The organism is Janthinobacterium sp. HH104 (assembly GCF_001758715.1).
GTDB classification, from domain to species: Bacteria; Pseudomonadota; Gammaproteobacteria; order Burkholderiales; family Burkholderiaceae_D; genus Janthinobacterium; species Janthinobacterium aestuarii.
Genome location: NZ_LRIB01000064.1, coordinates 39315 through 64783, shown reverse-complemented (window position 1 = coordinate 64783; position 25469 = coordinate 39315). Strand labels below are relative to the sequence as shown.

The following is a 25469-nucleotide window of genomic DNA, read 5'->3' as shown; positions in this document are numbered from 1 at the left end:
CCATAAGACACTCAGAAGAGAATATGAAACTGCCTGCAAAACACACCAACTACGTATCCGACCACACCTTGTTCATCGCCGAACTGAAGGCCAAGAACCCTGGCATGGAAGCGGGCCAGCAAGCGGGCCGCGCCCTGCTGTGGGACAAGCCAGCCGTCAGCATCGATGAGCAGGAACGCCAGCTGGCGTCGGCCGTCAAGCAACAGGCTTACGTTTACCAGAACAAGAACTAAGATCTGGAACCGGCACGATGTTGCCTGAAGAGTCTGCAGTCACGCCGGAAGCCGACGCCTCCGGCGCCGGCGCAGTCATCGAGTCGCCCCCACCTGTCGCAGACGGCGACGGCAGCGGCGACCCTGCAGCATCTGCAACAACGGTAACGGACGCGGCGCCCGCCGCCGACCCGCTGGGCATCGCCCGCCTGTATGGCGAGCCGATGATGCGCATGCCGACGGATTTGTACATTCCGCCGGACGCGCTGGAAATCTTCCTCGAAGCCTTCGAAGGCCCACTCGACTTGCTGCTCTACCTGATCCGCAAGCAAAACTTCAACATTCTCGATATCCCGATGGCGCAGGTGACCCTGCAATATCTGAAATATGTCGACCAGATCCGCGTGCGCAACCTGGAACTGGCCGCCGAGTATCTGTTGATGGCCGCCATGCTGATCGAGATCAAGTCGCGCATGCTCTTGCCTTCGCGCAAGAGTGACGTCGAGGAAGATGGCGGCGACCCCCGTGCCGAACTGGTGCGCCGCCTGCTCGAGTACGAGCAGATCAAGCTGGCCGCCTACGACCTGAACGCCATCCCCCAGTTCGAGCGCGATTTCGTGCGCACGCAGATTTTCATCGAGCAAAGCCTGACGCCCACCTGGCCCGACGTGGAACCGGTGGACTTGCAGCAGGCGTGGCTCGACGTGCTGAAGCGGGCCAAGCTGACCCAGCATCACCGCATCAGCCGCCAGGAACTGTCCGTGCGCGAGCACATGTCGAGCATCCTGCGCCACTTGCAATCGTCGCGTTTCGTCGAGTTCAGCGAGCTGTTCGACATTGCCGGCGGCGTACCCGTGGTGGTGGTCAACTTCGTGGCCCTGCTGGAACTGGCCAAGGAAACCCTGATCGAAATCACGCAGGCAGAACCGTTTGCCCCCATCTACGTCCGGCTGGCCTATTCGCCCGCCTGACCCCTTCCCTTTGTCACTGACCACCGTACAACGGGGTTTTAGCGAAAGCAATCCATGAAAATTATTTCCGACATCGAAGAATTGCGCGACCAGCTCAGCGGACAGCTGCGCACGGCGTTCGTCCCTACCATGGGCAACCTGCACGAAGGCCATCTGTCGCTGATGCGCCTGGCGCGCAAGCATGGCGACCCCGTCGTCGCCTCGATCTTCGTCAACCGCCTGCAATTCGGCCCGAACGAAGACTTCGAGAAATATCCGCGCACGATGGCGGCCGACATCGCCAAGCTGGAAAAGGAAGGCGTGTACGTGCTGTTCGCGCCGACGGAAAAGGAACTGTACCCGGAACCGCAGGAATACCGCGTGCGCCCGCCCGATGACCTGGGCAATACCCTGGAAGGCGAGTTCCGCCCCGGCTTCTTCGAAGGCGTGTGCACGGTCGTCACCAAGCTGTTCTCGTGCGTGGGCCCGCGCGTGGCCGTGTTCGGCAAGAAGGATTACCAGCAGCTGATGATCATCCGCAACATGGCGCGCCAGTTCGCGCTGCCGACGGAAATCATCGCTGCGGAAACCTACCGCGCGGAAGATGGCCTGGCCTTATCGTCGCGCAATATGTATTTATCGGAAAGCGAACGCACGGAAGCACCGGAACTGTACAAGGGACTTAATTTCGTGGCCGAGGAAGTGCGCAAGGGCAATCTGGCCGTGGGCGAACTGGAACAGGCCAGCATGCAACTGTTGAACAGCCGCGGCTGGAAATCGGACTACATCGCCGTGCGCAAGCGCGCCAACCTGCAAGCACCGAGCGCCGCCGAACTGGCCGCCGGCGAGCCGCTGGTGGTGCTGGCCGCCGCCAAACTGGGACAAACCAGATTGATCGACAACCTCGAAATTTAAGCATTGTCACAACGGGGCCATTCGGCCCCGTTTCTTTCTCTACTTCTCCATCCCTACCAATTTCAGTTCGGCAAACAGCGGCTTGTTGCTGCCGCGGGCCGCTTGCAACATGTCATAGCTGGCCGCGTCGAGCACGATTTCCTCTCCCGCCCACAGCTTGCGCTGGTTCGCAGGCAGCCTCAGGCTGCGCAGGATGGCCCGTACCTGGGCAGGATCGGCCGCCAGCAGGCGAATGGCGCGCGCATGGCGCTGCGTACCCGTGAGGATAGGCAAGCCGCCCTCGGGGCCACTCTGGCTCAGGCTGACATAATCCTGGCCGCCCACGCGGTGCAGATAGGCATGCCGGCCATCGGCTTCGGCAGGCGGCTGCGCGGCCGGCTCCTGCATCTCGACAGACGCGACAGGCGCAGCGGTGGTTTGTTCAAGGCTCACGCCACAGGCCGCCAACAGGGTCGTGCTCAGGGCGAAAAATAATACGGGTGCTCGGCGCATCGTGCGCTCCTTCGTGTCGGGGTCGGGGACAGAGGTGGAATACTGCAGCGATCATGGGCCAAATTATTTGACGTGTAAAGTTAACTTTAGGAAATATTTCATTCCTTTGCGCAATCTCCTGAAACCTGCGGGATCTTGCCTGTCCTGCCAGGCAGGCCAAGCATCATTGTTAATGCAATTTGCACATTGAAATCAAAATCGCCATCTTTATCCATCCATGAATAAAGATCAAAATGATGGCACTGGCTCGCGGCAACAGCATGCAGGCCTCCCACCATCACAGGAGAACGCCCATGAACACAACATCCAACTCTGCCAAGGTAGCCATCGTCACGGGCGCCTCGCGCGGCATCGGCGCGGCCATCGCCCGCCGCCTGGCGCGCGACGGCATCCAGGTCGTTGTCAACTACGCCAGCGGCAAGGATGCGGCGGACGAGCTGGTGGCAGCCATCATGGCCGAAGGCGGCGCCGCCATCGCCGTCAAGGCCAACGTGGCCGAGGCAAGCGACGTGCAAGCGCTGTTCGATGCGGCCGAAGCGGCTTACGGCGGCGTCGATGTGCTGGTCAACAACGCCGGCATCATGCCGCCCGCGCTGCCCACCCTGGCCGAGACCGACGACGCCACCTTCGACAGCCTGTTCGCCATCAACGTCAAGGGCAGCTTCAGCACCATGCGCCAGGCGGCGACGCGCTTGCGCCACGGCGGCAGCGTCGTCAATTTCTCGACCAGCGTGATCGGCCTGGCCCTGCCCGGCTATGCCGTCTACGCCGCCACCAAGGCGGCCATCGAGACGATGACGAATATCTTTGCCAAGGAACTGCGCGGCAAGAACATCACCGTCAATGCCATCGCCCCCGGCCCCACGGCCACGGCCCTGTTCTTGAACGGCAAGACGGAAGAAACGATAGCGCGCATGGCCAAGATGGCGCCCCTGGAACGCCTGGGTACGCCGGACGATATCGCCGCGGCCGTGGCTTTTTTGGCCGGGCCGGATGGCCGCTGGGTGAATGGACAAACGTTACGTGCGAATGGCGGCCTGGTGTAAGCAAGGCGCGAACTGACGAAAAAAACGCTGCCGGTTTGCACGGGCAGCGTTTTCTTGATAACGGTCAAGCCTGGATCAGGCGCCGGCTTTTTCCAGCTTCTCGAAAATCTTGTTCAGCTTTTCATCGAGGGTCGCGGCCGTGAACGGCTTGACGACATAACCGCTGGCGCCAGCTTGCGCGGCGGCGATGATGTTTTCTTTTTTCGCTTCGGCGGTGACCATCAGCACGGGCAGCTTGGCCAGTGCGGGATCGGCGCGGATATGCTGCAGCATCGTCAGGCCATCCATGTTTGGCATGTTCCAGTCCGACACGACGAAATCAAACGATTCCGCGCGCAGCTTGGCCAGGCCCATCACGCCGTCTTCCGCCTCATCGACGTTGGCATAACCCAGTTCCTTCAACAGATTCCGGACAATGCGGCGCATCGTCGAAAAATCGTCAACGACTAAAAATTTCATCTTTGGATCAGCCATGAATAACTCCGTTGTTTCTGTAGCGGTTTGTTAATAATATCGACATGAATGCCGACATTATGGTCGACACTACGGCAGCAAGTTGTAGGATAGCATTTTCGTTGCTTTTAGGCGAACAAACTTGCCTCAGATCATATAAAACGTGGCTTACACGCGCAAAGCACGCATACCATGCGCCGCCAGGTGTCCCAGCACCATGCCAGGCAGCGCCGTCAAAGCACCGACCTCATGCGTAGCACCGACAGCGATCGCCTCGCGCGGCATGCCGAACACCACGCAACTGGCTTCATCCTGCGCAAAATTATACGCTCCTGCGGCCTTCATCTCCAACATGCCTTGTGCGCCATCCTTGCCCATGCCGGTGAGGATCACGCCGACGGCATTTTTACCGGCCGATTGCGCGGCCGAACGGAACAGCACATCGACGGACGGGCGGTGGCGGTTCACCGGTTCGCCCTGGTCGATCTTGGTCATGTAGTTGGCGCCGCTGCGCGTCAGGGTCAGGTGCGAATGGCCGGGCGCGATGTAGGCGTGGCCGGGCAGCACGCGTTCGCCGCCTGCCGCTTCCTGCACCGAAATCTTGCACAGCGAATCGAGGCGGCGCGCGAACGAGCGCGTAAAGCCTTCCGGCATGTGCTGCGTGATCAGGATGCCGGGGCAATCGGACGGCATCTGCATGAGGAATTCGCGGATCGCTTCCGTGCCGCCCGTCGAGGCGCCCACGATGATCAGCTTTTCGCTCGACGTCAATGGACTGCGCAGGGCAGGCAGCGGCGCGGCCACCTTGTCGCCGGCCGACGGCAGGGTGCGCGCGCGGATGCGCGCCTTCGAGGCGGCGCGGATCTTGTCGGCGATCATGTCCGTGTACTCGCGCATGCCACTCTGGATCGATATCTTCGGCTTGGTGACGAAATCGACGGCGCCCAGTTCCAGCGCGCGCATGGTGATTTCCGAACCGCGCTCGGTCAAGGACGACACCATCAATACCGGCATCGGGCGCAAGCGCATCAGTTTTTCCAGGAAGTCCAGGCCATCCATCTTCGGCATCTCGACGTCGAGGGTCAGCACGTCGGGGTTGGTCTGCTTGATCATCTCGCGCGCCACCAGCGGATCGGGCGCCGCGCCCACCACTTCCATGTCGGGCTGGCTGTTTACGATTTCCGTCATGACGCTGCGGATCAGCGCCGAGTCATCCACGATCAATACCTTGATCTTCATAGTTATCCTTCCAGGCCTTGCGGCCCGTATTCTTTATTAAATTAGTACACCGGACAAACCGCCGCAAGCCGCACAGCGCGACGCGCAGCAGGTTTGGTCGGGTGTTTGTCAGAACAGTTCGACTTCGCCGCCCACCGGCGCGACCTTGAGGCGGCTGGCGTAATCGAGTTCGCGGCGCACCAGCGTATCGTTATGCGTCTGCATCAGCTTTTTCACCAGCACCTTGCCGCTGCGGGGGAAGAAGTAGACCTTGCGAGGGTGGATGTCGTTGAGGTCTTCGGCCACCACGCGCATCTTTTCCGCTTTCAGGTAGTTGATGACGAAGGCCGCATTGCGTTCACCGACGTTGATCGCCGTGAAGCCGCGCAGCACGGCGCCGCCGCCGAACACTTTCGCTTCCATGTTCTCGCGCCGCGCGCCCGCCTTCAGCAAATCATTGATCAGGATTTCCATGGCGTAGGTGCCATAGCGCATCGACGCGGAAATCGGGCTGTTCGGATCGCTGCCGCCATCGGGCAGCATGAAATGGTTCATGCCGCCCAGGCCCGTGACGCGGTCGCGGATGCAGGCCGAGACGCAGGAGCCGAGCACGGTGACGATCAGCATGTCCTTGTTGGTAAAGTAGTACTCACCAGGCAAGATCTTGGCGGCGTCACAGTTGAACGTCCTGTCGTAATAGACGTTAGTGGCGAATTGCTCTTTGGATTCCAGGCTCATATTTCACTCTCATGTACGATGCGACGTTGCCTTGGGCGCGGCGCCCCGGGGCTGGTCGAGCTCATAGACTGTTTTACCGCGCAGCTTCAATGAATCCGACACGTACAGAAAATTCTCCGAATGGCCCGCAAACAGCAGGGCATCAGGCTTCATCAGTGGCACAAAGCGCGACAGGATCTTGCGCTGCGTCGCCTTGTCAAAATAAATCATCACGTTGCGGCAAAAGATGACGTCGAACTGCCCCGTCAATGGCCAGCCGTCGGCCAGCAGGTTGAGCGGCTTGAAGGTGATCATCTGGCGCAGTTCCGGGCGCACCCGCACCTGTCCTTCGCGGTCGCCCTTGCCGCGCAAGAAAAAGCGCCGCGCACGGTCGGCCGGCATCTTGTCGAGCCGGTCCAGGTTGTAGACGCCATTGGCGGCCGTGGCCAGCACGTTCGTGTCGATGTCCGTGGCGATGATGGTGACGGGCGGCGTGAGCGTATTGAACGCCTCGCACACCGTCATGGCGATCGAGTACGGCTCCTCGCCGGTGGAACTGGCCGAACACCAGATGGTGATCGGCCCGTTCAGTTTTTTCACATGCTCGGCCAGCAGCGGGAAGTGATGCGCCTCGCGGAAGAACGACGTCAGGTTGGTCGTCAGCGCATTCGTGAACGCTTCCCACTCGTCGCCCATGCGGCCCGCTTCCAGGTCGTCCAGGTAGCGGACGAACGAGGAGATGCCGGTCGCGCGCAATCGCCTGGCCAGGCGGCTGTAGACCATTTCCTGCTTGCTGTCGGCCAGCGCGATGCCGGCCCGCTTGTAAATCATGGCGCGGACCCGTTCGAAGTCCTTGCCAGTGAAATCAAATTCCTTGACCGAATCCGTTTTAGTTTGCGGCATTTGTTTTTACCTCTCTATGACTACTCTGACCAATGCCTTTGCAAGTATAACTAGCGGGACCGGGTTGGCGTTAGAACTCTTCCCAATCGTCGCCGCCGGCCGCCGCCAGCTTTTTCGCAGGCGGTGGCGAGCCGGCTTGCGCCGTCTGTGCCAACCGCCGTGTATTTGCCGCCACACCCGGTGCCGGCCGTGCCTCCGCTTTTACTACCGGCGCTGGCACGGGTGCGGGCATGGCCGCCTGCGCCGCGCTCTCGCCATCGAGCTTGAAGATGCTGACGGCGTCGCCCAGATTCTGCGCCTGCTCCTGCATGCTTTCGGCGGCCGCCGCCGCTTCCTCGACCAGCGCCGCATTTTGCTGCGTCATCTGGTCCATCTGCGCGATGGCCTGGTTGACCTCTTCGATGCCGTGGCTCTGTTCCTGCGTCGCCGCCGTGATCTCGCCCATGATATCGGCCACCTGCCGGATCGACGTGACGATCAGGCCCATGGTCTGCCCCGCCTCGTCCACCAGGCGGCTGCCGGCATCGACCTTGTCGACCGAGTCGCCGATCAGGCCCTTGATTTCCTTGGCTGCGCCAGCCGATCGTTGCGCCAGATTGCGCACTTCCGACGCCACCACCGCAAAACCGCGCCCCTGCTCGCCTGCGCGCGCCGCTTCGACGGCCGCATTCAATGCCAGGATATTCGTCTGGAACGCAATGCCGTCGATGACGCCGATGATGTCGACGATCTTGCGCGAGCTGTCCTTGATGGAACCCATGGTATCGACCACTTGCGCCACCACCTTGCCGCCCTGCTCCGCCACCGACGATGCCGACACGGCCAGCTGGTTGGCCTGGCGCGCGTTGTCCGCGTTCTGCTTCACGGTCGACGTCAGCTCTTCCATCGACGACGCCGTCTCTTCGAGCGAACTGGCCTGCGTTTCCGTGCGCGCCGACAGGTCCGCATTGCCGCTGGCGATCTCGCGCGAGGCCACGGTGATGGTTTCCGTTCCCTTGCGTACGTCGCTGACCGTCTGCACCAGACTCTCGTTCATGTCCTTCAATGCCTGCTGCAGCGCGCTCGTTTCATCCTTGCCTTCGACCACCACGCGCGACGTCAGTTCGCCGGCCGCCACCTTCTGCGCCACGGCCACTGCGCCGGACAGCGGCACCGTGATCGAGCGCGTGATGAAGATGGCGCACCAGGCGCCGATCGCCACCGCCGCGCCGCCCAGGATGAACAGTACCGTCATCAGGCGCGCATCGGCCGCCAGCGAGTCGTCCATGAAGCTTTGCTGCGCCACGTGCTGCAAGTCGAGCAGCTTGTTGATATCGGCCAGGGTCGTCTTGTTCAAGGGATCGATGCGGGTGGCGATCACCTTCGCCGCGCCCTCGCTGTTAAACGCCAGCACCTGCCCCATCGCTTCCTTGAAGGCGGCATCGACTTCGCCGTCGACCTTGGCGATATTGGCCAGCAGCGCCTTTTCGCCATCGGACAGGCCCAGGGTGGCCAGCTTGCCGCGCGCGCCGTCGTACAGCTTGCGCTGCGCGCGCACTTTGCCCTCTTCCGCCTGCATCAGGGCCACATCGCCCTGCAAGCCGATATTGCGCATGGCGATACCGGTTTCCAGCATCGCACTTTTCATCAGCGACGCCTGTGTATTCTTTTCGCTTGCCAGCTCCAGGCCCGTGAGCAGCTGGGCCTTGTTACGGTAATTCAGTGCATTCGCCGAAACGATCACCACCACCAGGATGGCGAGAATGCTGCCAAAACCTATCCCCAGCCGGGTGCCTATCTTGAAATCGCGCAAACTCATTACAGTCTCCAATATTTATGTGAACGGCGCCCGTTCAACCGGACGGCGCCGTGTTGTGGCCTGGTCTCTGTCGGACCTTGCAGCCTGCCGGCGCGCCTCTAAATACTATTCGCGCCGGTACATGCATATCTGTAGTGATTCTTTGCGTGGTAAAACGGCGGCGCACCGGGCGCCGCCTTGCTGCCATGCGGTGGCTTACGCCGCCAGCTTGTCGATCAGGCCCATCTCGCTGCTCGACATCAGCTTGTCGATGTCGACCAGGATCAGCATGCGCTCGTCGATGGTGCCCAGGCCGATCATGTAGTCGGTCGAGAAGGCGGTGCCCATTTCCGGCGCCGGTTTCACCTGCTCCGGCGTCAGGGTGGTGACGTCGGAAACGCTGTCGACCACCATGCCGACGATACGGCCGCCGATGTTCAGGATGATCACCACCGTGAACTGGTCGTACACGGGCGTGCCCAGGTTGAACTTGATGCGCATGTCGACCACGGGGATGATGATGCCGCGCAGGTTGATCACGCCCTTGATGAATTCAGGCGCGTTGGCGATGCGGGTGACCGCTTCGTAACCGCGGATTTCCTGGACCTTCAGGATATCGATGCCGTACTCTTCGGAGCCCAGGGTGAAGGCCAGGAATTCACGGCCGGCGATGTCCTTGCCGTCGCCCGCATTGCTTCCGGATGTTTGTTGAGTATCTGACATGGTGCGTTTTCCTATCTCTATCTATCGGTATTACGAAAAAATGGACTCGTCAGCCAGCTGGCGCGAGGAACGGATCAGGGCGGCGACATCGAGAATCAGCGACACGCCGCCATCGCCCAGGATGGTGGCGCCGGAAATGCCCACCACCTTGCGGTAATTCGATTCGAGGTTTTTCACCACGACTTGCTGCTGTCCCACCAGGTCGTCGACAAACAGGGCCGCCTTGCGCCCTTCCGTCTCGAGAATCACGCAGATGCCTTCCGAAGGGCTGGTAAAGCGCGGCGCGATGTCGAACATCTGGTACAGCGGGATCAATGGCAGGTATTCGCCGCGCACTTTCACCACCTGCCCCTTGCCGCTGATGTCCTTGATGTCTTCAACGGCTGGCTGCAGCGATTCGATGACAAAGCCCAGCGGTAAAATATACACTTCGTCGCCGACACGGATCGACATGCCGTCGAGGATGGCCAGGGTCAGCGGCAGCGAGATGGAAATCGTCGTGCCGAAGCCTTTCGCGGAACGGATGTCGACGACGCCGCCCATGGCGCTGATATTGCGCTTGACGACATCCATGCCCACGCCGCGGCCCGACACGTCGGTGACGGCTTCGGCGGTGGAAAAGCCGGGCGCGAAAATCAGCTGCCACACGTCGGCGTCGCTCATCGTCTCGGACACGTCCAACCCCTGCTGCGCGGCCTTGGCCAGGATGCGTTCGCGGTTCAAGCCCGCGCCGTCATCGGATACCTCGATGATGATGTTGCCGCCCTGGTGGCTGGCCGAGAGGAACAAGCGGCCGGCCTCGGTCTTGCCGGCGGCCACGCGGGCGGCCGGCATTTCCACGCCGTGGTCGATACTGTTGCGCACCAGGTGCGTGAGCGGATCGACGATGCGCTCGATGAGGCCCTTGTCCAGTTCCGTGGCGGCGCCATTCGTGATGAAATCGACCTTCTTGCCCAGTTTCGTCGCCAGGTCGCGCACCATGCGCGGGAAGCGCGAGAAGACGAAATCCATCGGCATCATGCGGATCGACATCACCGCTTCCTGCAAGTCGCGCGTGTTGCGCGTCAGGTGGCTGACGCTGTCGAGCAGTTTTTCATGCAGCATCGGGTCAAGCGCACTGGCGCGCTGCTCGATCATCGCCTGCGTGATCACCAGTTCGCCCACCAGGTTGATCAGCTGGTCGACTTTCTCGATCGAGACGCGGATCGACGACGATTCGGCGCCGGCCTTGTCGCCTTCTTTCTTGGCCGGTTTCTTTTCCTGCTCCGCTTCGGCCACGGCGCTGGCCACGGCCGGCGCGGCGGCGCTGGCGTTGCCCGCCTTGGCCGCATCGGCGCGTATCTGTTCGAGGGGCTGGAAGAAACCGTAGCCCTGTTCGGCGTCGCTCTGCACGCCGGCGGCGGCGCGGATATCCTCGAGCGGCTGGAAGAAGCCATAACCGGGGTCCGTCGCGCCCTGCGCAGCAGGCGTGCCTGGCAGCGGGTCGAAGAAACCGTAGCCCTGGGCTTTTTCCTGCGCCGCACGGGCCGCTTCGGCTTCGCCTGGCGCCAGTGGCGGCGCCTGCGTGATCACCATGTCGTCGGGATTGAGCACGAACGAGCAGATGGCCAGGATATCGTCCAGGCTTTCATGCGTCGTCACTTCCAGCACCTTGCGCGCGTCGGGCAAGGCGGACACGGCGACATCGCCCAGCAAACCCAGTTCGGCCGCCAGCGCATCGACTTCGCGCGGCTCCATGGCCGGCAGTTCCAGGCGGATGCGATGGCCGCCGGCATGGCTGACGGCGGCTTTTTCCGCCGTATGGAAGGCCGGTGCGACGGGCGTAAGCGCAGCCACGGGCACGTCCTGCGAAAACGACTGCAGCATCATGCGCACATTGGCCACGGCATCCTGGTCGACGGCACTGCCCAGACGGTGGCCGTCGAGCTGCATCTTGAGGATATCCTTGGCCGCCAGGAAGGCGTCGACGTGTTCCGCCGTCAGGGCCATCTGGCCCTGGCGGATACGGTCGAGCAGCGACTCGAGGATGTGCGTCACCTCGCTCATGTCGGAGAGGCCGAACGTCGATGCGCCGCCCTTGATCGAATGGGCGGTACGGAAAATGGCGTTCAGGTCTTCGGCGTCGGGCGCCGCAATATCAACGGCCAGCAGCAGCCGTTCTTTTTCAGCCAGCAGTTCTTCGGCCTCATCGAAAAAGACCTGAAAAAACTGGCTAATATCGATGGTCATAGGGTGACTCCGTCAATTGCATCGTTGCACTGCGCGGCTGGCATCAGCCGATCACCTTCTTGACCACTTCGATCAGGCGTTGCGGATCGAACGGCTTGACCAGCCAGCCATTGGCGCCGGCGGCACGTCCTTTCGATTTCATCTCGTCCGACGACTCCGTCGTCAGCATCAGGATGGGTACCTTCTGGTAGGTCGGCAGTTCGCGCAACAGCTTGATCAGTTCCAGGCCATCCATGCGCGGCATGTTCTGGTCCGTCAATACCAGGTCCACGGTTTGCAGCTTGGCTTTTTCCAGTCCGTCCTGGCCGTCGACGGCCTCCACCACCTGGTAACCGGCGGCTTTCAGGCTGAACGCCACCATCTGGCGCAATGAGCTGGAATCGTCCACTGCAAGTATCGTTTTGGCCATCTTTGCTCCCACTTATTCCGGGCATCCTGCCCGAGTATTTGATTAATCAATCCATGCAACCACAAGCGCTCCGCACTGGCATGCTAGAACAGCTCGATGTCGCCACTTTCCAAATGCTGTTGACTGACAGCCTTGCGCAGCACGCTGCGCAACTCCAGGCTTTGAATCGCCAGCGCCATGCTGACCCGCCCCAGCAAGGCGACAATTTCTTCATTGTCGCTCTCCGGCAACATCTCCGCGCCATGCTCGCCCAGGGTCCCGAGGAACTCGCGCAAGCCCGTCACGCGCTTCAAGGTGCGCTCGATCAGCTGGCTGGTCATGTCCTGGAATTGCATGCTGGTGATGGCCGCATTCACATAGCCCCCCACCTCATCCTGCAACGCCAGCAGTTTTTCGCGCTGCTGCTCGGCCGGAATACCGCCGTCGAGCAGCAGCGCGATGGTGTCTTGCTGCGCAGCGACGGCTGCGTGTATCGCCATGAAATTGAAGGACAGCTTCTCGATCGCCTCTTCCAGCAAGATGCCGGTCTGCACCAGGTCGGTTTCCACCTCCGTCAAGTGCTTGCGGCCATGGTCCGACACGCCAGACAGCAGGCGCTTTACATGCGAGCCAAGTATTTTCTTTCTTGTCATAAAGGTCTCATTGTTTCAATACACCACGCGTCGACAGCCTTGCGTGTTATTTTTTCGCCGCTGCCGGGGCGGGGACTGGCGCCGCGGGCGGCGCACCGGCCGCCAGCCCTGACGCGACAGCGGCGGAAGCGGCATCGGTCACCGGCAGCTCGATCGCCGAACCATCGCGCAGGACATTTTCTTCCGTGCGTTTGTTCATGACGATGATGCTGATGCGCCGGTTGATCGGATTGAAGGGATCGAGCTTGTCCAGGTGGGCGGCCGAACCGAGGCCCACCACGCGCAAGACTTTCTCTTCCTTCATGCCACCGATCACCAGTTCGCGCCGCGACGCATTCGCGCGGTCGGCCGACAATTCCCAGTTGCTGTAGCCGGCATCGCTCATGTAGGGCGTCGAATCCGTATGGCCGGACAGGCCGATGCGGTTTGGCACTTCATTGAGCACGAAGCCGATCGCGTGCAGGATTTCCTTGGTGTACGGTTGCAGATTCGCATTGGCGAGCGCAAACATCGGACGGTTCTGCTCGTCGACGATCTGGATGCGCAAGCCTTCGCTGGTGATATCGAGCAGCAACTGGTTCTTGTATTTTTTCAGCAGGGGATTGGCGTCGATGGTCGCTTCGATGCGCGCCTTGAGCGCCTGCAGGCGCTTGCCCTCTTCGCGCTCGAGCGCGGCCTTAGCGGAATTGAGGTCGAACGATTTGCGCTGCTGCTCTTCCTGCGCCTTGCGCACCTGCCCATCCTGGCGCGACAAGTCCTGGCCGCCGCCCTGGATCACGGAATTGCTCTCGCCGCTGCCTGAGCCGCCTGCCATCGCCACTTTCAGCGGCGTCTTGAAGAATTCGGAAATGCCGTTCAAGTCGCCCTTCGAGGTGGAGCCCAGCAGCCACATCAGCAGGAAGAAGGCCATCATGGCCGTGACAAAGTCAGCGTAGGCGATTTTCCACGCCCCGCCATGGTGCCCGCCAGCCGTCTTCTTGATACGCTTGACGATAATCGGGCGCATGCCTTCATCGGCCATGGCGTCCCCCTTCCGTGTGCTGCAAATGACTCATGGTATCCAGGCGTATATTCACTGCTTACTTCGTTTTCGATTTCTTGATATGGTCTTCGAGCTCGTTGAACGTCGGGCGCTCGGTCGAGAACAGCACCTTGCGGCCGAACTCCACGGCCAGCGCCGGCGCGTAGCCGTTCAGGCTGGCCAGCAGGGTCACTTTCACGCACTGGAACATCTTGCTCGACTCTTCCAGCTTCTGCTCGAGCAGGCTGGCCAGCGGGCCGACGAAACCATACGCCAGCAAGATGCCGAGGAAGGTGCCGACCAGCGCGTGTGCGATCAGCATGCCCAGCTCGGCCGGCGGGATGCCCACCGACTCCATCGTGTGTACCACGCCCATCACGGCGGCGACGATACCGAACGCGGGCAAGCCATCGCCCACCTTGGCGATCACGTGGGCCGGCACGGCGCCTTCGTGATGGTGCGTCTCGATTTCGTTGTCCATCAGGTTTTCGATCTGGAACGCGTCCATATTGCCCGACACCATCAGGCGCAGGTAATCGGTCATGAATTCGACGATGTGGTGGTCGGCCAGCACGGCCGGGTACTTGGAAAACAGCGGGCTTTCCTCGGGCTTGTCGATATCGCCTTCGATCGACATCAAGCCTTCCTTGCGCACCTTGCTGAGCACTTCGAACAGCAGGGACATCAGTTCCATATACAGCTCTTTGGTATAGCGCGAACCCTTGAACAGGCTCGGCAAGGCGGCGATCGTTGCCTTGATGGCCTTGTTATTGTTACCAACAAGGAAGGCGCCCAGGGCGGCGCCGCCGATCATCAGCAACTCCAGCGGCTGGAACAGCGCCGCCAGATGGCCGCCGGCCATTGCGAAGCCGCCAAAGACCGAGGCGCAAACGATGATGTATCCGATTATGACTAACAAGTGCCCTGACTCCCAATAATGGCCGGGGCTGTGTGCCCGGCATGTTCAAACCTGTTCCTGTCTTCTGGCGGCTGCGCCGCCGGCAAGGGCAGTGGCAAAAAAGTAACCGAAAGTTAATTGAAATGCCCCGCTTTTCAACGCAATTCCGAGAAAATGCCGTGTGGAACTACAATAACGTGAGATTGCCCCACGGGCAAGCAAATAACGCAGACAATTGCTTAAAAGCACCATATGTAAAGCAAAGGACCACCCTCTGTGGCGGCGATGGTCTTATCGGGCTTGCGTGCCGCAATCTGGAATTCGTAACTAAGAAGCATGCTACCGGGCAACATTTCCCTTTCCGCCTTGCTCCACAGGGCTGCCATCGCCGCCGGCGACAGGTAGGCAAACACCACGTCGTAGCGGCCGAAATCGAGCGCTTCGTAGTCGCCGCGCAGGAAGCGCGCGCGGCTGCCCGCCAGCTTCGCGCGCAATCGGCTTGCCAGCCACGGCAGCGGCGCCAGTTCGATGCCGGAGAACTGCCCGTCGGACCGGCGCCGCGCCAGGTCCAGCACCAGGCCGCCCAGGCCGCTGCCGATATCGATCAGGCGCACGCCGGGACGGTCCACGATCAGCCCGGCCACGGCCTGCCACACCTGCGGCCCCGACGGATAAAACGGCACTTGCGTGCGAAATGTGGACCAGTACAGACTCAGCAGGAAAACAAAGGCCGTCAGGAACACGGCCGGGGGCAAATCAAGCAGGCTGGCCGCCAGCAAGGCGGGCGCAAACAGCAGGCCGATGGCGCACCACCAACGCGCCAGTCCCGCGCGCCACGTGATGAGCGCCGCCAGCACGCCCTGCACCAGCGCCACGGCCGGCAGCGACATGGCGACGCCTGCGCGCGCCAGGCCATACACCAATAGCAACATCAAGGGAAAGGCCAACACCTGGATCAGGATGGCCTTGAGCGCGGGCGCGCGCAGGATTTGTTGCAGCATGGGGTAGTCGAAGGAGGAAAACGCCAGTGTAAGCGATGCCGGCATGAAAAAGCCGGAGTGCGGTCAGGCGACCGGCTCCGGCTAACTCTTTGTCTTGTATCTCTGTCTTATATATGTATGGCTCAGACAACCACACTCGGCGATGCACCAGCGGCCGCTTCATCGCGCGCCTTCTTGGTCTTGCCGGCACGCGAAGGCATGTGGCACAGGCCGCACACATAATCGGCGTTCAGGTCGAGGCAGTTGACGACGAACTTGCCGCCGCACTTGCCGCAGGGCGCCATGTCCAGCATCTTGCTGCTGAAAAAGCGCACGAGGGTCCAGGCCCGCGTCAGCGACAGCAGCGGCTCTTCGCCCGCTTCGGGCGGCATCTGTTCCAGATACAGTTTATACGCCTTCATCACGGCTTCGATGCCCGTGGCGCCGGCGTGATCGACGAGGAATTTGTGGATATTGATGAACAGCGAGGAATGGATATTCGGTTGCCAGGTGATGAACCAGTCGGTGGAAAACGGCAGCATGCCCTTGGGCGGCGAGACGCCCTTCAATTCCTTGTACAGATTCAGCAGGCGTTCGCGCGACAGCGAGACTTCCGTCTCCAACAGTTGCAAGCGGGCGCCCAGCTGTATCAATTCGATGGCCAGCTGGATTTCCTGCGCTTCCGATACGACACTTTTCTTGGCCATGCTGTGTACTCCGCTACTGACTGATACTGACTGAAGGTTGTTGCATCAAGCGATTTCTTCGACGCCCTGACCAGCCATCAAGATGGCTGCATGCGACTGGGCCAGCGAACGGTCTTTATTGTAGTTCGTCAACATGCCCAGGATGGCGCTGTCGTCAAAGCGGAAGCGGGCCAACATCATGTTGCCGCCAGCAAGCTTGAGGATCTGCGCATTGCTCATGCCTTCGATCAGTTCGGCGATTTCGGCGGCGATGCCCAAACGGAAGATGGCCGTTACCTTGTCCGCACGAATCATTTGCTGGGCCAGCATCAGGTAGCTCAGGTTAGCGTCGCGAATCTCAGCCATCATGTCGTTAGCAGTCATTTCCATCTCCTCAATCCGTTGAATTCAGCTGGCATTGTTTGTTGCCAGTGAGATACATTCTGCAGGAGCAACATTAAACGCAACAGAGGCGCAGCGCTGTATTTTTGGTCGGGGAATAGCGGATGGGATCGTAGGTGTTTGTCTGACAAACACTGCTCGATCATGGTCGCACGCCAGTAACGGCGCGGATGTCGGTGGTTGGCTGTATGCCGGATTTAGCCAATTTTTGGCCTGTAAAAAATATCACTTTTTTACAACAACTTGATCGGAATCAAGCCTGTCTACCTAGATAACGGCTGCCTTGGCAGGAACTTTAGGGCTTTTTTGAAAAATATTTCAAAAACCTGCATTCTTTTTTGGCCGGTTTGACACCGTTCATGTAATCGTTGACGGCGGCGCCTGGCGAAACTTTAGGGTTATTTGAAAATATTTTTAAAAATCGTGATTTTTCTCGTTGACGCCCCGCAGGCTGGCACTTCGCCCGCCTCCTCGAGCGCGGAAATGCCGCTTTCCGGCGTGGATTTGCTACACTGCCTGCTTCCGCACAATACTTTAAGCTTCAAGCAATATCGTGCCACTGAGACAAGTATCAATATGAAAGCCACCATGATTTCTCGACATGACTGCAGCGCACGCGACCTCGACGATCCCCTGGCGCCCTTGCGCCAGCAATTCGACTTGCCGCAAGGCGTGATTTACCTCGACGGCAACTCCCTGGGCGCGCGGCCGAAAGCGGCCCTGGCCCGCGCCCAGCACGTCATCACGGCAGAATGGGGCACGGACCTGATCCGCAGCTGGAATACGGCCGGCTGGTTCGACCTGCCCAAGCGCCTGGGCGACCGCCTGGCCCCGCTACTGGGTGCCGGCACGGGCGAAGTGGTGATCACCGACACCACTTCCGTCAACCTGTTCAAGGCCCTGGCCGCCGCCCTGCAGATGCAGGCCAGCGATCCCGCGCATGCCGCGCGGCGCATCATCGTCAGCGAACGCAGCAACTTCCCCACCGACCTGTACATGGCGCAAGGCCTGGCCGCCTGGCTCGATCGCGGTTACCAGCTGCGCCTGGTCGACAGTCCCGAGGAACTGGCGCAAGCCATCGATACCGATTGCGCCGTCGCCATGCTCACGCACGTCAACTACCGCACCGGCTACCAGCATGACATGGCCGCCATCAGCAGCCATTGCCACGCGCAGGGCACGCTGGCGCTGTGGGACTTGGCCCATTCGGCCGGCGCCGTGCCGCTGGACCTGAACGGCGCCGGCGCCGACCTGGCCGTCGGCTGCACCTATAAATACCTGAATGGCGGCCCCGGCTCGCCCGCCTTCATCTGGGTGCCGCAAAAACACCAGGCACGCTTCCGCCAGCCTTTGTCCGGCTGGTGGGGCCACGCCACGCCGTTCGCTATGGACCCGGGCTTCGCGCCCGCCGACGGCATCGCCCGCGCCCTGTGCGGCACGCAGCCGATACTCTCGCTGGCCCTCGTCGAATGCGGCCTCGATATCTTTGCGCAAACAAGCATGGAAGCCATCCGGCGCAAGTCGCTGGCCCTGACAGACCTGTTCATCGCGCTGGTGGAGCAGCGCTGCGCCAGCCATCCGCTGGGTCTCGTCACGCCGCGCGAGCATGCGCGCCGCGGCAGCCAGGTCAGCTGCACGCACCCGCATGGCTATGCCGTGATGCAGGCACTGATCGCGCGCGGCGTGATCGGCGACTACCGCGAACCGGCCATCATGCGCTTCGGCTTCACGCCCCTGTACACGAGCTTTGCCGACGTGTGGGATGCCGTGGAAATCCTGCGCGACATCCTCGACACACTAGCCTACGACATCGCCGCCAAGCGCGATGCCGTCACCTGAATCCCCCCATGAGCGACGACAAGAATATGAACAAGGAAAACACCAGCGGCTGCCCCATGCATGCGGGCGGCCAGGATGCGCAGTGGCATGGCGCACAGATGGATTTCAGCGAATCGATGAGCTACGGCAATTACCTGGCGCTGGACCGCATCCTCACGGCCCAGCATCCGCTGTCACCGAATCACAACGAAATGCTGTTCATCGTGCAGCACCAGACGAGCGAATTGTGGATGAAGCTGATGCTGCACGAAATGCATGCCGTGCGCGCCAACCTGCAAAGCGGCGACCTGGCGCCCGCCTTTAAAATGCTGGCCCGCGTGGCGCGCATCATGGACCAGCTCGTGCACGCCTGGGACGTGCTGGCCACCATGACACCGCCCGAATACACGGCCATCCGTCCCTACCTTGGCGCCTCGTCCGGCTTCCAGTCCTTCCAGTACCGCGAGATCGAATTCATCCTGGGAAACAAGAACGCCGCCCTGCTCAACGTGCATACGACGGCGCCGGACACCTACAAGGTGCTCGACGCCGCCCTGCGCACGCCCTCCGTCTACGACGAGTCGATCAAGCTGCTGGCGCGCAGCGGCCTGTATATCGCCCCCGAGCGCCTGGATGCCGACTGGACCCTGCCGACCAGCACCGACGCCTCCGTCAAGGCAGCGTGGCTGGAAGTCTACCGCGACCCGTCGAAACACTGGGCCCTGTACGAGCTGGCCGAAAAGCTGGTGGACCTGGAAACGGCTTTCCGCTTCTGGCGCTTCCGCCACGTGACGACGGTCGAGCGCATCATCGGCTTCAAGACGGGCACGGGCGGCACGGCGGGCGTCAGCTATTTGCGCAAGATGCTCGACGTGGTATTGTTCCCCGAGCTCTTTGCCTTACGCACGGAGCTCTGATTTCAATTTCAAAAGGAGAAATGATGTCGCCTCTGGTCCTGACCCTGGCCGGCCTGTGGAATTCCGGGCCGCAGCACTGGCAAACCCATTGGGAAGCGCGCCACCCGCAATGGTCGCGCGTGCCGCACGGGGAATGGCAGACGCCGGACAAGGACGAATGGGTGGCGGAGCTCGACCGCGCCATCGCCGCCTGCGAGCGCCCGCCCGTGCTGGCGGCGCACAGCCTGGCCTGCACGCTGGTGGCCCATTGGGCTGCCAGCGGCTCGCCGCACAAGATCGCCGGCGCCTTCCTCGTCGCCCCCAGCGATGTGGAAGCGCCCTCCTATCCGTCCGGCACGACGGGCTTTGCGCCGATGCCGCTGCAAGCCTTGCCGTTTCCCAGCCTGGTGGTGGCCAGCGGCGATGATCCCTACGTCAGCTTCGCGCGGGCACGCGCGTTTGCCGCCGCCTGGGGCAGCGATTTCACCATGATCGGCGACGCCGGGCATATCAACGGCGACGCCGGCTACGGCCCGTGGCCGGACGGTGAGCAGCTGCTGCTGGACTTCTGCGCCGCGCACCAGCCCTGAACAAGGGCGCGCACACGATAGACGCGCGCCCATTTGCCCACAAGTAAGAACGCAGGCAGAATCGTGGCCTTTCCATTGCGGCGCCCCGGCGCCAGCCTCACGATGAAACGTCTGCTTCTGCCCTTGCTGCTCTGCTCCGCCTTCGCCCACGGCGCGCCCTTCTACGAAGGCAAGACCCTCGCCCATCCCGCCATCACGGCCTCGCAGGACAGCGGCTTCGACATCGCCTTTCTCAAGGAAAAAGAGGGCGTCAACGGCTATTACTGCGAATGCAAGAGCGACACCTCGAAACCCATTTTGCTCGACCAGTTCGGCAACGCCGTCATCCGTTCCGTCTTCTACGCCTCGCTGGACAAGGAGTCGGACGACAGCGTGCAAACCATGCTGGTGCTGTTCCGGCAGGGTGGCAAGAACGGCTTGCGCGCCTACCGCTACCACCGCAGCTCCGGCAAGTACCGGCGCCTGGACGGCTTGCAGCCGGCCCTGAACCGCATCGTGGCGCAAAGCGCCGCCCCCAACGCAGGGCAGGTCAAGGCGGCGCTGGCCAAGCTGGCGCCGATGGACTATAGCGTCGCGCGCGGCAAGAGCGGCAATGCGGACTTCGACGCCATCGACCATACGCAGGGCACCGTCGTTGGCTACTACAGCGACGAGGGCAAGCCCGTGGAGGCTGGCAGCCAGGACGCCATCATCTACAAGAAAACCTTCGAGAAGAAAGGCGACCGTTTTCTCACCGCCAGCTACACCCTGTACAGCGATGCGGGCGCCGGCATCCTGCGCAATTACCGCCTGTGGCAAGTGACGTGGGAAACGGCGCCGAAGCAGTTCACGGGCAGCCAGGAAGGCCCTTCCGTCATCTACAGCCTGGCCTGGGACGACGGCTCGGTGGTCGAGCGGGGCCAGTACGCGAAAGGCAAGCGCCAGGGCCTGTGGGTGCGCGAAGGCATGCACGAAGGCAGCGAAAAAGGCCATTTCGTCGATGGCCTGCAGGAAGGCATGTGGTACTTCAATTACCCAAAACAGAGCGAGAGCGGCATGTACCGGGCCGGCAAGCGCGAAGGCCGCTGGACGGTCGTCAACTATGCCGATGCAGAGGAAGTGACGGGCTTCGACACCTACGCGGGCGGCCAGCTGAACGGCCCGCACGAACGCCGCATGGGCGGCAAGCTGCAAACGCGCGGCAACTACGTGAACGGCTCGCGCCATGGCGCATGGATCACGGAAGACGGCGACGGCAGCTTCATCGAAGGCTTGCGCGACGGTCCGTGGAAACTCAAGCTCAAGGACAAGGCCACGCAAAGCGTCACTTTCGTGCAAGGCAAAAAACAGGGCGAAGCGATCGACACGGATGTGCAGGGCGCGCTGCGCCTGCGCGACCATTACCAGGCCGGCGTGCTCGAAGGCAGCCGCACGCGCTATCTGGGCCCGGCCGGCAAGGAATACGTGGTCTACACGGCCACCTACCGCAACGGCCAGCTCGATGGGCGTGAACAGGCATTCGACGACAGCGGCAAGATCCTGCGCCTCGATACCTTGTGGGAGATGGGCAAGAAGCAGGGCCTGGACGCGCGCTACTACCCGAACGGCAAGCCGGAGCGCCTGGCCGTCATCGACCAGGGCCGCCTGCTCACGCACCTGCGCGAATACTATGAAGACGGCCAGCTGCTCAACGACATCCACCGCTGCACCTTCAAGGAATACGGCAGCACGCGCGACGACGTGTGCGAGTACCACCATATGTACTACCCGGACGGCAAGCCGCAGTATTACTACGCCTTCCAGTACGGCCAGCGCCAGGAAGGCTATTCGAACTACCCGAACGGCAAGCGCAAGGATGAACTGCTGGTCGACCGCACCGCCGACACCTCGGTCTTGAACGTCTATTACGAAAGCGGCCAGCTCAAATGCACGGAGCCGCGCAGCGGCCACAGCACGCGCACGGTCAACGGCGAGACCATGATCAGCTATGCTTCGTCCGACCGCGACGGCGACAATATCTGCTACCACCCGAATGGCAAGGTGGCCAGCATCTACACCTTCCGCAAGCGCGTGCTCGTGGAGTGCGGCAAGCGCTACGACGACACGGGCAAGCAGACGTTTCCGGGGCCGGAAGGCTGCCCTCCTCCCAGGAAAGTGGACTACCCGATAGGACTATGACCATGACGCAAGCAACACAGCCGCTACGCATCCAGAACCCCGAACGCATCGACGCCAGGGCGATCCGCGCCGCCATCGCGGGCGGCCAGCAGGTACTGGTGCAGTTCGATACCCTGGGCGAGCCGGAGCCGCTGCTGGCCGACCTCGACGCCCTGGCCGCCACCTGCGGCACGGCGCTGACCATCCGCATCTACGGTTACGACCCGAGGGTGTTCGACGCCCGCATCCTGCGCGCGCTGCCGCATGTGGCCAGCCTGTCCATCGACTGCCACTGGCAAGCCATCCATCTGGAAACCCTGGGCGAGCTGCGCCACCTGAAGCGCCTGAGCCTGGGCGTGTACAAGCTGGCGCAGGCCGACATCCTGCAGCTCGATAATTTGCGCGGCCTCGAATACCTGAACCTGGGCGAATCGGCCAAAAACAATATCGACCTGGCCCCGCTGCGCCACTACACGCAGCTGGCCAGCCTGGTCATCGAGGGCCACGACCAGCATATCGACACCGTGGCCGGCCTGCCGGTGCTGCACGAGCTGTCGCTGTACCGCATCAAGAACAAGGTAGCGCTCGATTTCATCTCGGAGATGGCCCGCCTGGACCGGCTGCTGTTGCAGCTGGGCGGGCGCGAGTCGCTCGCGCGCATCGAGGCGCCCCTGTTGCGGAAACTGGAAGTGGTACGCGTGCGCGGCCTGGAAACCCTGGGCGACATCGGCCGCTTCCCGCTGCTGCAGGCGCTATGGGTGGAAGACCAGATCAAGCTGCGGCAGATCGCGCTGGGCCCCAATCCCGTGCTTGAACGCCTGCATCTGCACACCTGCAAGACGCTCGAGAGCCTGCCCGGCCTCGCCGCCCTGCCCGCCCTGCGCCAGCTGTCGGCATCGGAAACCATGCTCGACATCGACGCCCTGCTGGCGCATGGCTTGCCCGCGTCCCTCACGCATGCGCGCCTGCGAACGGGCAAAAAAACCCGCGACGACGCCATCGCCGCGCAGCTGGCGCAACTAGGCTACGAGCAGCCAGTTCCCTGCTAGATCAGCGGCTGGCGGCCAGCTTGCGCTGCCACAGCGCCACGTCGATCATCACGCCATCGGCGCCCGTGTTGCGGATGTAGACGCGGTAGCTGCCCTGTCCCATGTTGCCATCGAGGTAGGCCGTGCGCTCGTTGCGCTGCAGCCGGGCGCCCTTGGCCAGCTGGCGGTAACGCTCGACCACCGTGTCGAAACTGGCATAGCTGCGCAGCGCCACTTCCAGGTCGCGCGGCGGGCGGCCTTCCGCATGGTCGAGCACATTGTTCTGTTTCTTGCCCTTGAGGGTCAGCGGATAGGCAAACACGCCAGCGCCGGCCGACGTCAGCACCGTCGATTTATCGAGCAGCAGCGGCAGCAGCGCCGGCGGATACGCGGGCGGCAGCTGGGCGCGGTTCCAGCCCGGCAGGGCCGGCTGCGCCAGCACATATTCAACGCTGGCGATCTTTTGCCCATCGGCGCCCGCTTCCTTGTCGCCCGCGATCAGCGCCAGCATGGGCGGCAATTGCCGGGCCCAGGCCAGCAAGGGCGCCGCATCCCCGACCAGCATGCCCTTGCGGTGGAACACCGTCAGCACGGCATTCGGATCGGGATTGCAGACTTTCGCCAGCGGTTGGCCCTCCAGGCGGCAATGCCCGTTGACGAGGCCAAAAGCGATGATGGCGCCGCGCTTGTCGAGCAGCATGGCACCGCGTTCACGGCCCTGCTTGCGGTCGTTCATCGACGCCAGCAACTGGCGGCCATCGGCCAGCACGGTGCGCGTGGCGTCGCGCTTTTCGCTGATCGCTTCGAGCGCCTGCGCCAGCAGCAGTTCATCGTCTTCCGTGTAGCTGCCGCGCGCGTAACCGAAGAAATCGAACAGGGCCGCGCGCACCTGCGGGTCTTCGCTCAGGCGCGGCAAGGGACCGCCGGCCAGCAAGGACGACAGGCTTTTCCCGGCCGGCGCCGAGGGCGCCGCCGTGGCGCGGGCGGGCTGGGAAAGGATGCAGGCCGCTGCCAGCAAGGCGCCGCCCAGGGTGCGGTAATTCGAAAAAATGATATGCATGATTCTGTCTGTCGGGGATTTGGCCGCTCTTGCGGCCACGCATGGCGCGCCGGCGATTCTAGCATGGCGCCAGCCCCCATGCCGTGCGGCTGGCGGACGGCGCGTGCGCCGGCGCGGCTGTTATGATGGCTGCAATGACCATCTCTCCTACCGCTTCGACACTGCTTGTCCTCCTGCCCGGCATGGATGGCACGGCCAGCCTGTTCCACCATTTCGACGCCGCCTTGCGCGCGCACAGCGCCATCGACACCTTGGCCATCGCCTACCCGGCCGCGCCACTCGACTATGCGGCGCTGGAAGCATTCGTGCGCGAACGCTTGCCACGGGACCGCCCTTTCGTCGTGCTGGCCGAATCGTTTTCGGGACCGCTGGGGGCGGCTTTGCGCGCCGATCCGCCGCCTGGCATGCGCGCCCTGGTCCTGTGCTGTTCGTTCGTGCGCAATCCGCGCCCGGTGCTGGCGCCGCTGCGCCACCTGCTCGGCCTCGTGCCCTTTGGCGCCATGCCCGGCTTCGCCCTGCGCCAGGCGCTGCTGGCGCCCTACTCCACGCCGCAACTGCAGGCGGAACTGGCAACGGCGCTGGCGCAAGTGCCACCGGCAACGCTGCGCCAGCGCCTGCGCGCCGTACTGGAAACGGACGCCTCGCGCAGCTTCGCGCGCGGCAGCCTGCCCGTGCTGTATCTGCGCGCCCGCCACGACCGCCTGGTGCCGCCCGCGAACGCCGCGCAGATACTGCGGCAGGCAGCGGGCGCGCAACTGGTCGACATCGCCGCGCCGCACATGCTGCTGCAGGCCGCGCCGGAAGCGGCGGCCGGCGCCGTCGCCGCTTTCATCGACAGCCTGTCAGCCGCGCAGATATCGGCTTAAACGCGCGCTGGCCAGCACGGCCAGCCAGCTCAAGCCGCCCGACAGCACGCTGAAGTAGATCGCCCGCAGCGGATGCTGGGGCAGCAGATACGCGAGCACGGCCGCACCCAGCAAGCCGCACAGCGCAGGCTTCCACCAGCCGGGCGGCAGCAGCGCCAGCAGCAGATTCGTGCCCGCATACACGTAGAACACCAGCAGCAAGGCCAGGCCGCCGGCCACGCCGCGCGAGCCCAGGCTGCCGAACAGCTGCGTGTACAGGAAAAATCCCAGCCAGCTCAACACAATAAACAACAGGCAGCCCAGCGCATGCGCGCCCAGGCCCGCCATCAGGCGCTTCTTCATGGCCATCATCCGTATCGTCCCGTGCAAAGCCGCATCATAGCGATTTTGCCGGCAATGTGACCGGTTGACT

General features: G+C 62.4%; 28 protein-coding genes. 10 read left to right on the top strand and 18 right to left on the bottom strand.

The window, feature by feature from the left end:
- The first annotated feature begins 23 nt into the window (after positions 1-23).
- From JAB6_RS28165 to panC, 3 genes are read left to right on the top strand one after another with little or no spacing between them, the layout of a single operon-like run.
- Positions 24-233 carry a DUF3460 family protein gene (locus JAB6_RS28165; protein ID WP_035826611.1) on the top strand — a complete coding sequence of 70 codons (210 nt, stop codon included), beginning with the start codon at positions 24-26 and terminating at the stop codon, positions 231-233.
- A 17-nt stretch (positions 234-250) separates the two neighbouring features.
- Entirely contained in the window at positions 251-1183 is a 933-nt protein-coding gene (locus JAB6_RS28160) for a ScpA family protein (RefSeq protein ID WP_070306155.1), read from the top strand.
- Between the two features lie 54 nt (positions 1184-1237).
- A complete protein-coding gene (gene panC, locus JAB6_RS28155; protein ID WP_070306153.1) occupies positions 1238-2077 on the top strand; it encodes a pantoate--beta-alanine ligase in 840 nt (279 codons plus the stop codon).
- A gap of 39 nt (positions 2078-2116) precedes the next feature.
- Here the strand turns inward: panC and JAB6_RS28150 are convergent, their stop codons facing one another.
- Together JAB6_RS28150 and JAB6_RS29520 are read right to left on the bottom strand one after the other, a co-directional pair.
- Positions 2117-2569: a hypothetical protein gene (locus tag JAB6_RS28150; RefSeq protein WP_139143545.1), complete on the bottom strand. Its 453-nt coding sequence runs from the start codon at positions 2567-2569 to the stop codon at positions 2117-2119.
- 98 nt (positions 2570-2667) lie between these two features.
- Positions 2668-2847, bottom strand: a complete 180-nt coding sequence (locus JAB6_RS29520; RefSeq protein WP_175444632.1) for a hypothetical protein — start codon at positions 2845-2847, stop codon at positions 2668-2670.
- A 15-nt stretch (positions 2848-2862) separates the two neighbouring features.
- Between JAB6_RS29520 and JAB6_RS28145 the strand changes: the two genes are divergently transcribed.
- On the top strand, positions 2863-3615 hold the full coding sequence (locus JAB6_RS28145; protein ID WP_070306151.1) for an SDR family oxidoreductase: 753 nt from the start codon (positions 2863-2865) through the stop codon (positions 3613-3615).
- Positions 3616-3690: 75 nt separating this feature from the next.
- Here the strand turns inward: JAB6_RS28145 and cheY are convergent, their stop codons facing one another.
- From cheY to flhD, 14 genes are all read right to left on the bottom strand, one after another.
- A complete protein-coding gene (gene cheY, locus JAB6_RS28140) occupies positions 3691-4089 on the bottom strand; it encodes a chemotaxis response regulator CheY (protein ID WP_026132837.1) in 399 nt (132 codons plus the stop codon).
- 147 nt (positions 4090-4236) lie between these two features.
- Positions 4237-5307, bottom strand: a complete 1071-nt coding sequence (locus JAB6_RS28135; RefSeq protein WP_035826603.1) for a chemotaxis response regulator protein-glutamate methylesterase — start codon at positions 5305-5307, stop codon at positions 4237-4239.
- A 108-nt stretch (positions 5308-5415) separates the two neighbouring features.
- Positions 5416-6024, bottom strand: coding sequence for a chemoreceptor glutamine deamidase CheD (gene cheD / locus JAB6_RS28130; protein WP_034758343.1), 609 nt, complete (start codon positions 6022-6024; stop codon positions 5416-5418).
- 9 nt (positions 6025-6033) lie between these two features.
- On the bottom strand, positions 6034-6906 hold the full coding sequence (locus tag JAB6_RS28125; RefSeq protein ID WP_034758347.1) for a CheR family methyltransferase: 873 nt from the start codon (positions 6904-6906) through the stop codon (positions 6034-6036).
- 70 nt (positions 6907-6976) lie between these two features.
- Positions 6977-8704 carry a methyl-accepting chemotaxis protein gene (locus JAB6_RS28120; protein ID WP_070306149.1) on the bottom strand — a complete coding sequence of 576 codons (1728 nt, stop codon included), beginning with the start codon at positions 8702-8704 and terminating at the stop codon, positions 6977-6979.
- Positions 8705-8899: 195 nt separating this feature from the next.
- Positions 8900-9406, bottom strand: a complete 507-nt coding sequence (locus JAB6_RS28115) for a chemotaxis protein CheW (RefSeq protein ID WP_034758356.1) — start codon at positions 9404-9406, stop codon at positions 8900-8902.
- A 30-nt stretch (positions 9407-9436) separates the two neighbouring features.
- Positions 9437-11635: a chemotaxis protein CheA gene (gene cheA, locus JAB6_RS28110; protein ID WP_070306147.1), complete on the bottom strand. Its 2199-nt coding sequence runs from the start codon at positions 11633-11635 to the stop codon at positions 9437-9439.
- Positions 11636-11678: 43 nt separating this feature from the next.
- Positions 11679-12044, bottom strand: a complete 366-nt coding sequence (locus JAB6_RS28105) for a response regulator (RefSeq protein ID WP_034758362.1) — start codon at positions 12042-12044, stop codon at positions 11679-11681.
- 83 nt (positions 12045-12127) lie between these two features.
- A complete protein-coding gene (locus JAB6_RS28100; RefSeq protein ID WP_070219714.1) occupies positions 12128-12676 on the bottom strand; it encodes a chemotaxis protein in 549 nt (182 codons plus the stop codon).
- A 46-nt stretch (positions 12677-12722) separates the two neighbouring features.
- Positions 12723-13697 (bottom strand): flagellar motor protein MotB, encoded by a 975-nt coding sequence (gene motB / locus JAB6_RS28095; RefSeq protein ID WP_034758370.1) that lies wholly within the window; start codon positions 13695-13697, stop codon positions 12723-12725.
- Positions 13698-13755: 58 nt separating this feature from the next.
- On the bottom strand, positions 13756-14616 hold the full coding sequence (motA, locus tag JAB6_RS28090) for a flagellar motor stator protein MotA (protein WP_034758373.1): 861 nt from the start codon (positions 14614-14616) through the stop codon (positions 13756-13758).
- Between the two features lie 218 nt (positions 14617-14834).
- Positions 14835-15641 (bottom strand): class I SAM-dependent methyltransferase, encoded by an 807-nt coding sequence (locus JAB6_RS28085; RefSeq protein WP_254671821.1) that lies wholly within the window; start codon positions 15639-15641, stop codon positions 14835-14837.
- A gap of 77 nt (positions 15642-15718) precedes the next feature.
- Complete coding sequence (gene flhC / locus JAB6_RS28080; RefSeq protein WP_070306143.1) at positions 15719-16282, bottom strand: flagellar transcriptional regulator FlhC; 564 nt, start codon at positions 16280-16282, stop codon at positions 15719-15721.
- 45 nt (positions 16283-16327) lie between these two features.
- Positions 16328-16645: a flagellar transcriptional regulator FlhD gene (flhD, locus tag JAB6_RS28075; protein ID WP_034758381.1), complete on the bottom strand. Its 318-nt coding sequence runs from the start codon at positions 16643-16645 to the stop codon at positions 16328-16330.
- 606 nt (positions 16646-17251) lie between these two features.
- Between flhD and kynU the strand changes: the two genes are divergently transcribed.
- The 5 genes from kynU (at position 17252) to JAB6_RS28050 (ending at position 23152) form a co-directional block, all read left to right on the top strand.
- On the top strand, positions 17252-18502 hold the full coding sequence (gene kynU / locus JAB6_RS28070; protein WP_070306141.1) for a kynureninase: 1251 nt from the start codon (positions 17252-17254) through the stop codon (positions 18500-18502).
- Positions 18503-18510: 8 nt separating this feature from the next.
- Complete coding sequence (kynA, locus tag JAB6_RS28065; protein ID WP_070306140.1) at positions 18511-19398, top strand: tryptophan 2,3-dioxygenase; 888 nt, start codon at positions 18511-18513, stop codon at positions 19396-19398.
- Positions 19399-19421: 23 nt separating this feature from the next.
- Positions 19422-19967 carry an alpha/beta hydrolase gene (locus JAB6_RS28060; protein ID WP_070306139.1) on the top strand — a complete coding sequence of 182 codons (546 nt, stop codon included), beginning with the start codon at positions 19422-19424 and terminating at the stop codon, positions 19965-19967.
- 102 nt (positions 19968-20069) lie between these two features.
- Entirely contained in the window at positions 20070-22124 is a 2055-nt protein-coding gene (locus JAB6_RS28055; protein ID WP_139143544.1) for a hypothetical protein, read from the top strand.
- Between the two features lie 2 nt (positions 22125-22126).
- Positions 22127-23152: a hypothetical protein gene (locus JAB6_RS28050; RefSeq protein WP_070306137.1), complete on the top strand. Its 1026-nt coding sequence runs from the start codon at positions 22127-22129 to the stop codon at positions 23150-23152.
- Position 23153: 1 nt separating this feature from the next.
- Here JAB6_RS28050 and JAB6_RS28045 read toward each other — a convergent pair whose 3' ends face one another.
- A complete protein-coding gene (locus JAB6_RS28045) occupies positions 23154-24191 on the bottom strand; it encodes a hypothetical protein (protein WP_083293110.1) in 1038 nt (345 codons plus the stop codon).
- 134 nt (positions 24192-24325) lie between these two features.
- Between JAB6_RS28045 and JAB6_RS28040 the strand changes: the two genes are divergently transcribed.
- A complete protein-coding gene (locus tag JAB6_RS28040) occupies positions 24326-25057 on the top strand; it encodes an alpha/beta fold hydrolase (RefSeq protein WP_070306136.1) in 732 nt (243 codons plus the stop codon).
- Here JAB6_RS28040 and JAB6_RS28035 read toward each other — a convergent pair.
- Entirely contained in the window at positions 25034-25399 is a 366-nt protein-coding gene (locus JAB6_RS28035; protein ID WP_070306170.1) for a hypothetical protein, read from the bottom strand. The two genes, JAB6_RS28040 and JAB6_RS28035, sit on opposite strands and share 24 nt — an antisense overlap.
- Positions 25400-25469 lie beyond the last annotated feature (70 nt).

Excerpts from the sequence above, each read along its gene's own strand:
- JAB6_RS28150 (WP_139143545.1), bottom strand. The coding sequence starts at position 2,569 with ATGCGCCGAGCACCCGTATTATTTTTCGCCCTGAGCACGACCCTGTTG.
- flhC (WP_070306143.1), bottom strand. The coding sequence starts at position 16,282 with ATGGCCAAGAAAAGTGTCGTATCGGAAGCGCAGGAAATCCAGCTGGCC.
- JAB6_RS28040 (WP_070306136.1), top strand. The coding sequence starts at position 24,326 with ATGACCATCTCTCCTACCGCTTCGACACTGCTTGTCCTCCTGCCCGGC.
- JAB6_RS28115 (WP_034758356.1), bottom strand. The coding sequence starts at position 9,406 with ATGTCAGATACTCAACAAACATCCGGAAGCAATGCGGGCGACGGCAAG.
- cheD (WP_034758343.1), bottom strand. The coding sequence starts at position 6,024 with ATGAGCCTGGAATCCAAAGAGCAATTCGCCACTAACGTCTATTACGAC.
- JAB6_RS28045 (WP_083293110.1), bottom strand. The coding sequence starts at position 24,191 with ATGCATATCATTTTTTCGAATTACCGCACCCTGGGCGGCGCCTTGCTG.
- JAB6_RS28085 (WP_254671821.1), bottom strand. The coding sequence starts at position 15,641 with ATGCCGGCATCGCTTACACTGGCGTTTTCCTCCTTCGACTACCCCATG.
- JAB6_RS28055 (WP_139143544.1), top strand. The coding sequence starts at position 20,070 with ATGAAACGTCTGCTTCTGCCCTTGCTGCTCTGCTCCGCCTTCGCCCAC.
- JAB6_RS28135 (WP_035826603.1), bottom strand. The coding sequence starts at position 5,307 with ATGAAGATCAAGGTATTGATCGTGGATGACTCGGCGCTGATCCGCAGC.
- flhD (WP_034758381.1), bottom strand. The coding sequence starts at position 16,645 with ATGACTGCTAACGACATGATGGCTGAGATTCGCGACGCTAACCTGAGC.
- cheY (WP_026132837.1), bottom strand. The coding sequence starts at position 4,089 with ATGGCTGATCCAAAGATGAAATTTTTAGTCGTTGACGATTTTTCGACG.
- JAB6_RS28100 (WP_070219714.1), bottom strand. The coding sequence starts at position 12,676 with ATGACAAGAAAGAAAATACTTGGCTCGCATGTAAAGCGCCTGCTGTCT.
- motB (WP_034758370.1), bottom strand. The coding sequence starts at position 13,697 with ATGGCCGATGAAGGCATGCGCCCGATTATCGTCAAGCGTATCAAGAAG.
- cheA (WP_070306147.1), bottom strand. The coding sequence starts at position 11,635 with ATGACCATCGATATTAGCCAGTTTTTTCAGGTCTTTTTCGATGAGGCC.
- JAB6_RS28105 (WP_034758362.1), bottom strand. The coding sequence starts at position 12,044 with ATGGCCAAAACGATACTTGCAGTGGACGATTCCAGCTCATTGCGCCAG.
- panC (WP_070306153.1), top strand. The coding sequence starts at position 1,238 with ATGAAAATTATTTCCGACATCGAAGAATTGCGCGACCAGCTCAGCGGA.
- kynA (WP_070306140.1), top strand. The coding sequence starts at position 18,511 with ATGAGCGACGACAAGAATATGAACAAGGAAAACACCAGCGGCTGCCCC.
- JAB6_RS28035 (WP_070306170.1), bottom strand. The coding sequence starts at position 25,399 with ATGAAGAAGCGCCTGATGGCGGGCCTGGGCGCGCATGCGCTGGGCTGC.
- JAB6_RS28125 (WP_034758347.1), bottom strand. The coding sequence starts at position 6,906 with ATGCCGCAAACTAAAACGGATTCGGTCAAGGAATTTGATTTCACTGGC.
- JAB6_RS28050 (WP_070306137.1), top strand. The coding sequence starts at position 22,127 with ATGACGCAAGCAACACAGCCGCTACGCATCCAGAACCCCGAACGCATC.
- JAB6_RS28165 (WP_035826611.1), top strand. The coding sequence starts at position 24 with ATGAAACTGCCTGCAAAACACACCAACTACGTATCCGACCACACCTTG.
- JAB6_RS28120 (WP_070306149.1), bottom strand. The coding sequence starts at position 8,704 with ATGAGTTTGCGCGATTTCAAGATAGGCACCCGGCTGGGGATAGGTTTT.
- JAB6_RS28160 (WP_070306155.1), top strand. The coding sequence starts at position 251 with ATGTTGCCTGAAGAGTCTGCAGTCACGCCGGAAGCCGACGCCTCCGGC.
- JAB6_RS28060 (WP_070306139.1), top strand. The coding sequence starts at position 19,422 with ATGTCGCCTCTGGTCCTGACCCTGGCCGGCCTGTGGAATTCCGGGCCG.
- JAB6_RS28145 (WP_070306151.1), top strand. The coding sequence starts at position 2,863 with ATGAACACAACATCCAACTCTGCCAAGGTAGCCATCGTCACGGGCGCC.
- JAB6_RS29520 (WP_175444632.1), bottom strand. The coding sequence starts at position 2,847 with ATGGTGGGAGGCCTGCATGCTGTTGCCGCGAGCCAGTGCCATCATTTT.
- kynU (WP_070306141.1), top strand. The coding sequence starts at position 17,252 with ATGATTTCTCGACATGACTGCAGCGCACGCGACCTCGACGATCCCCTG.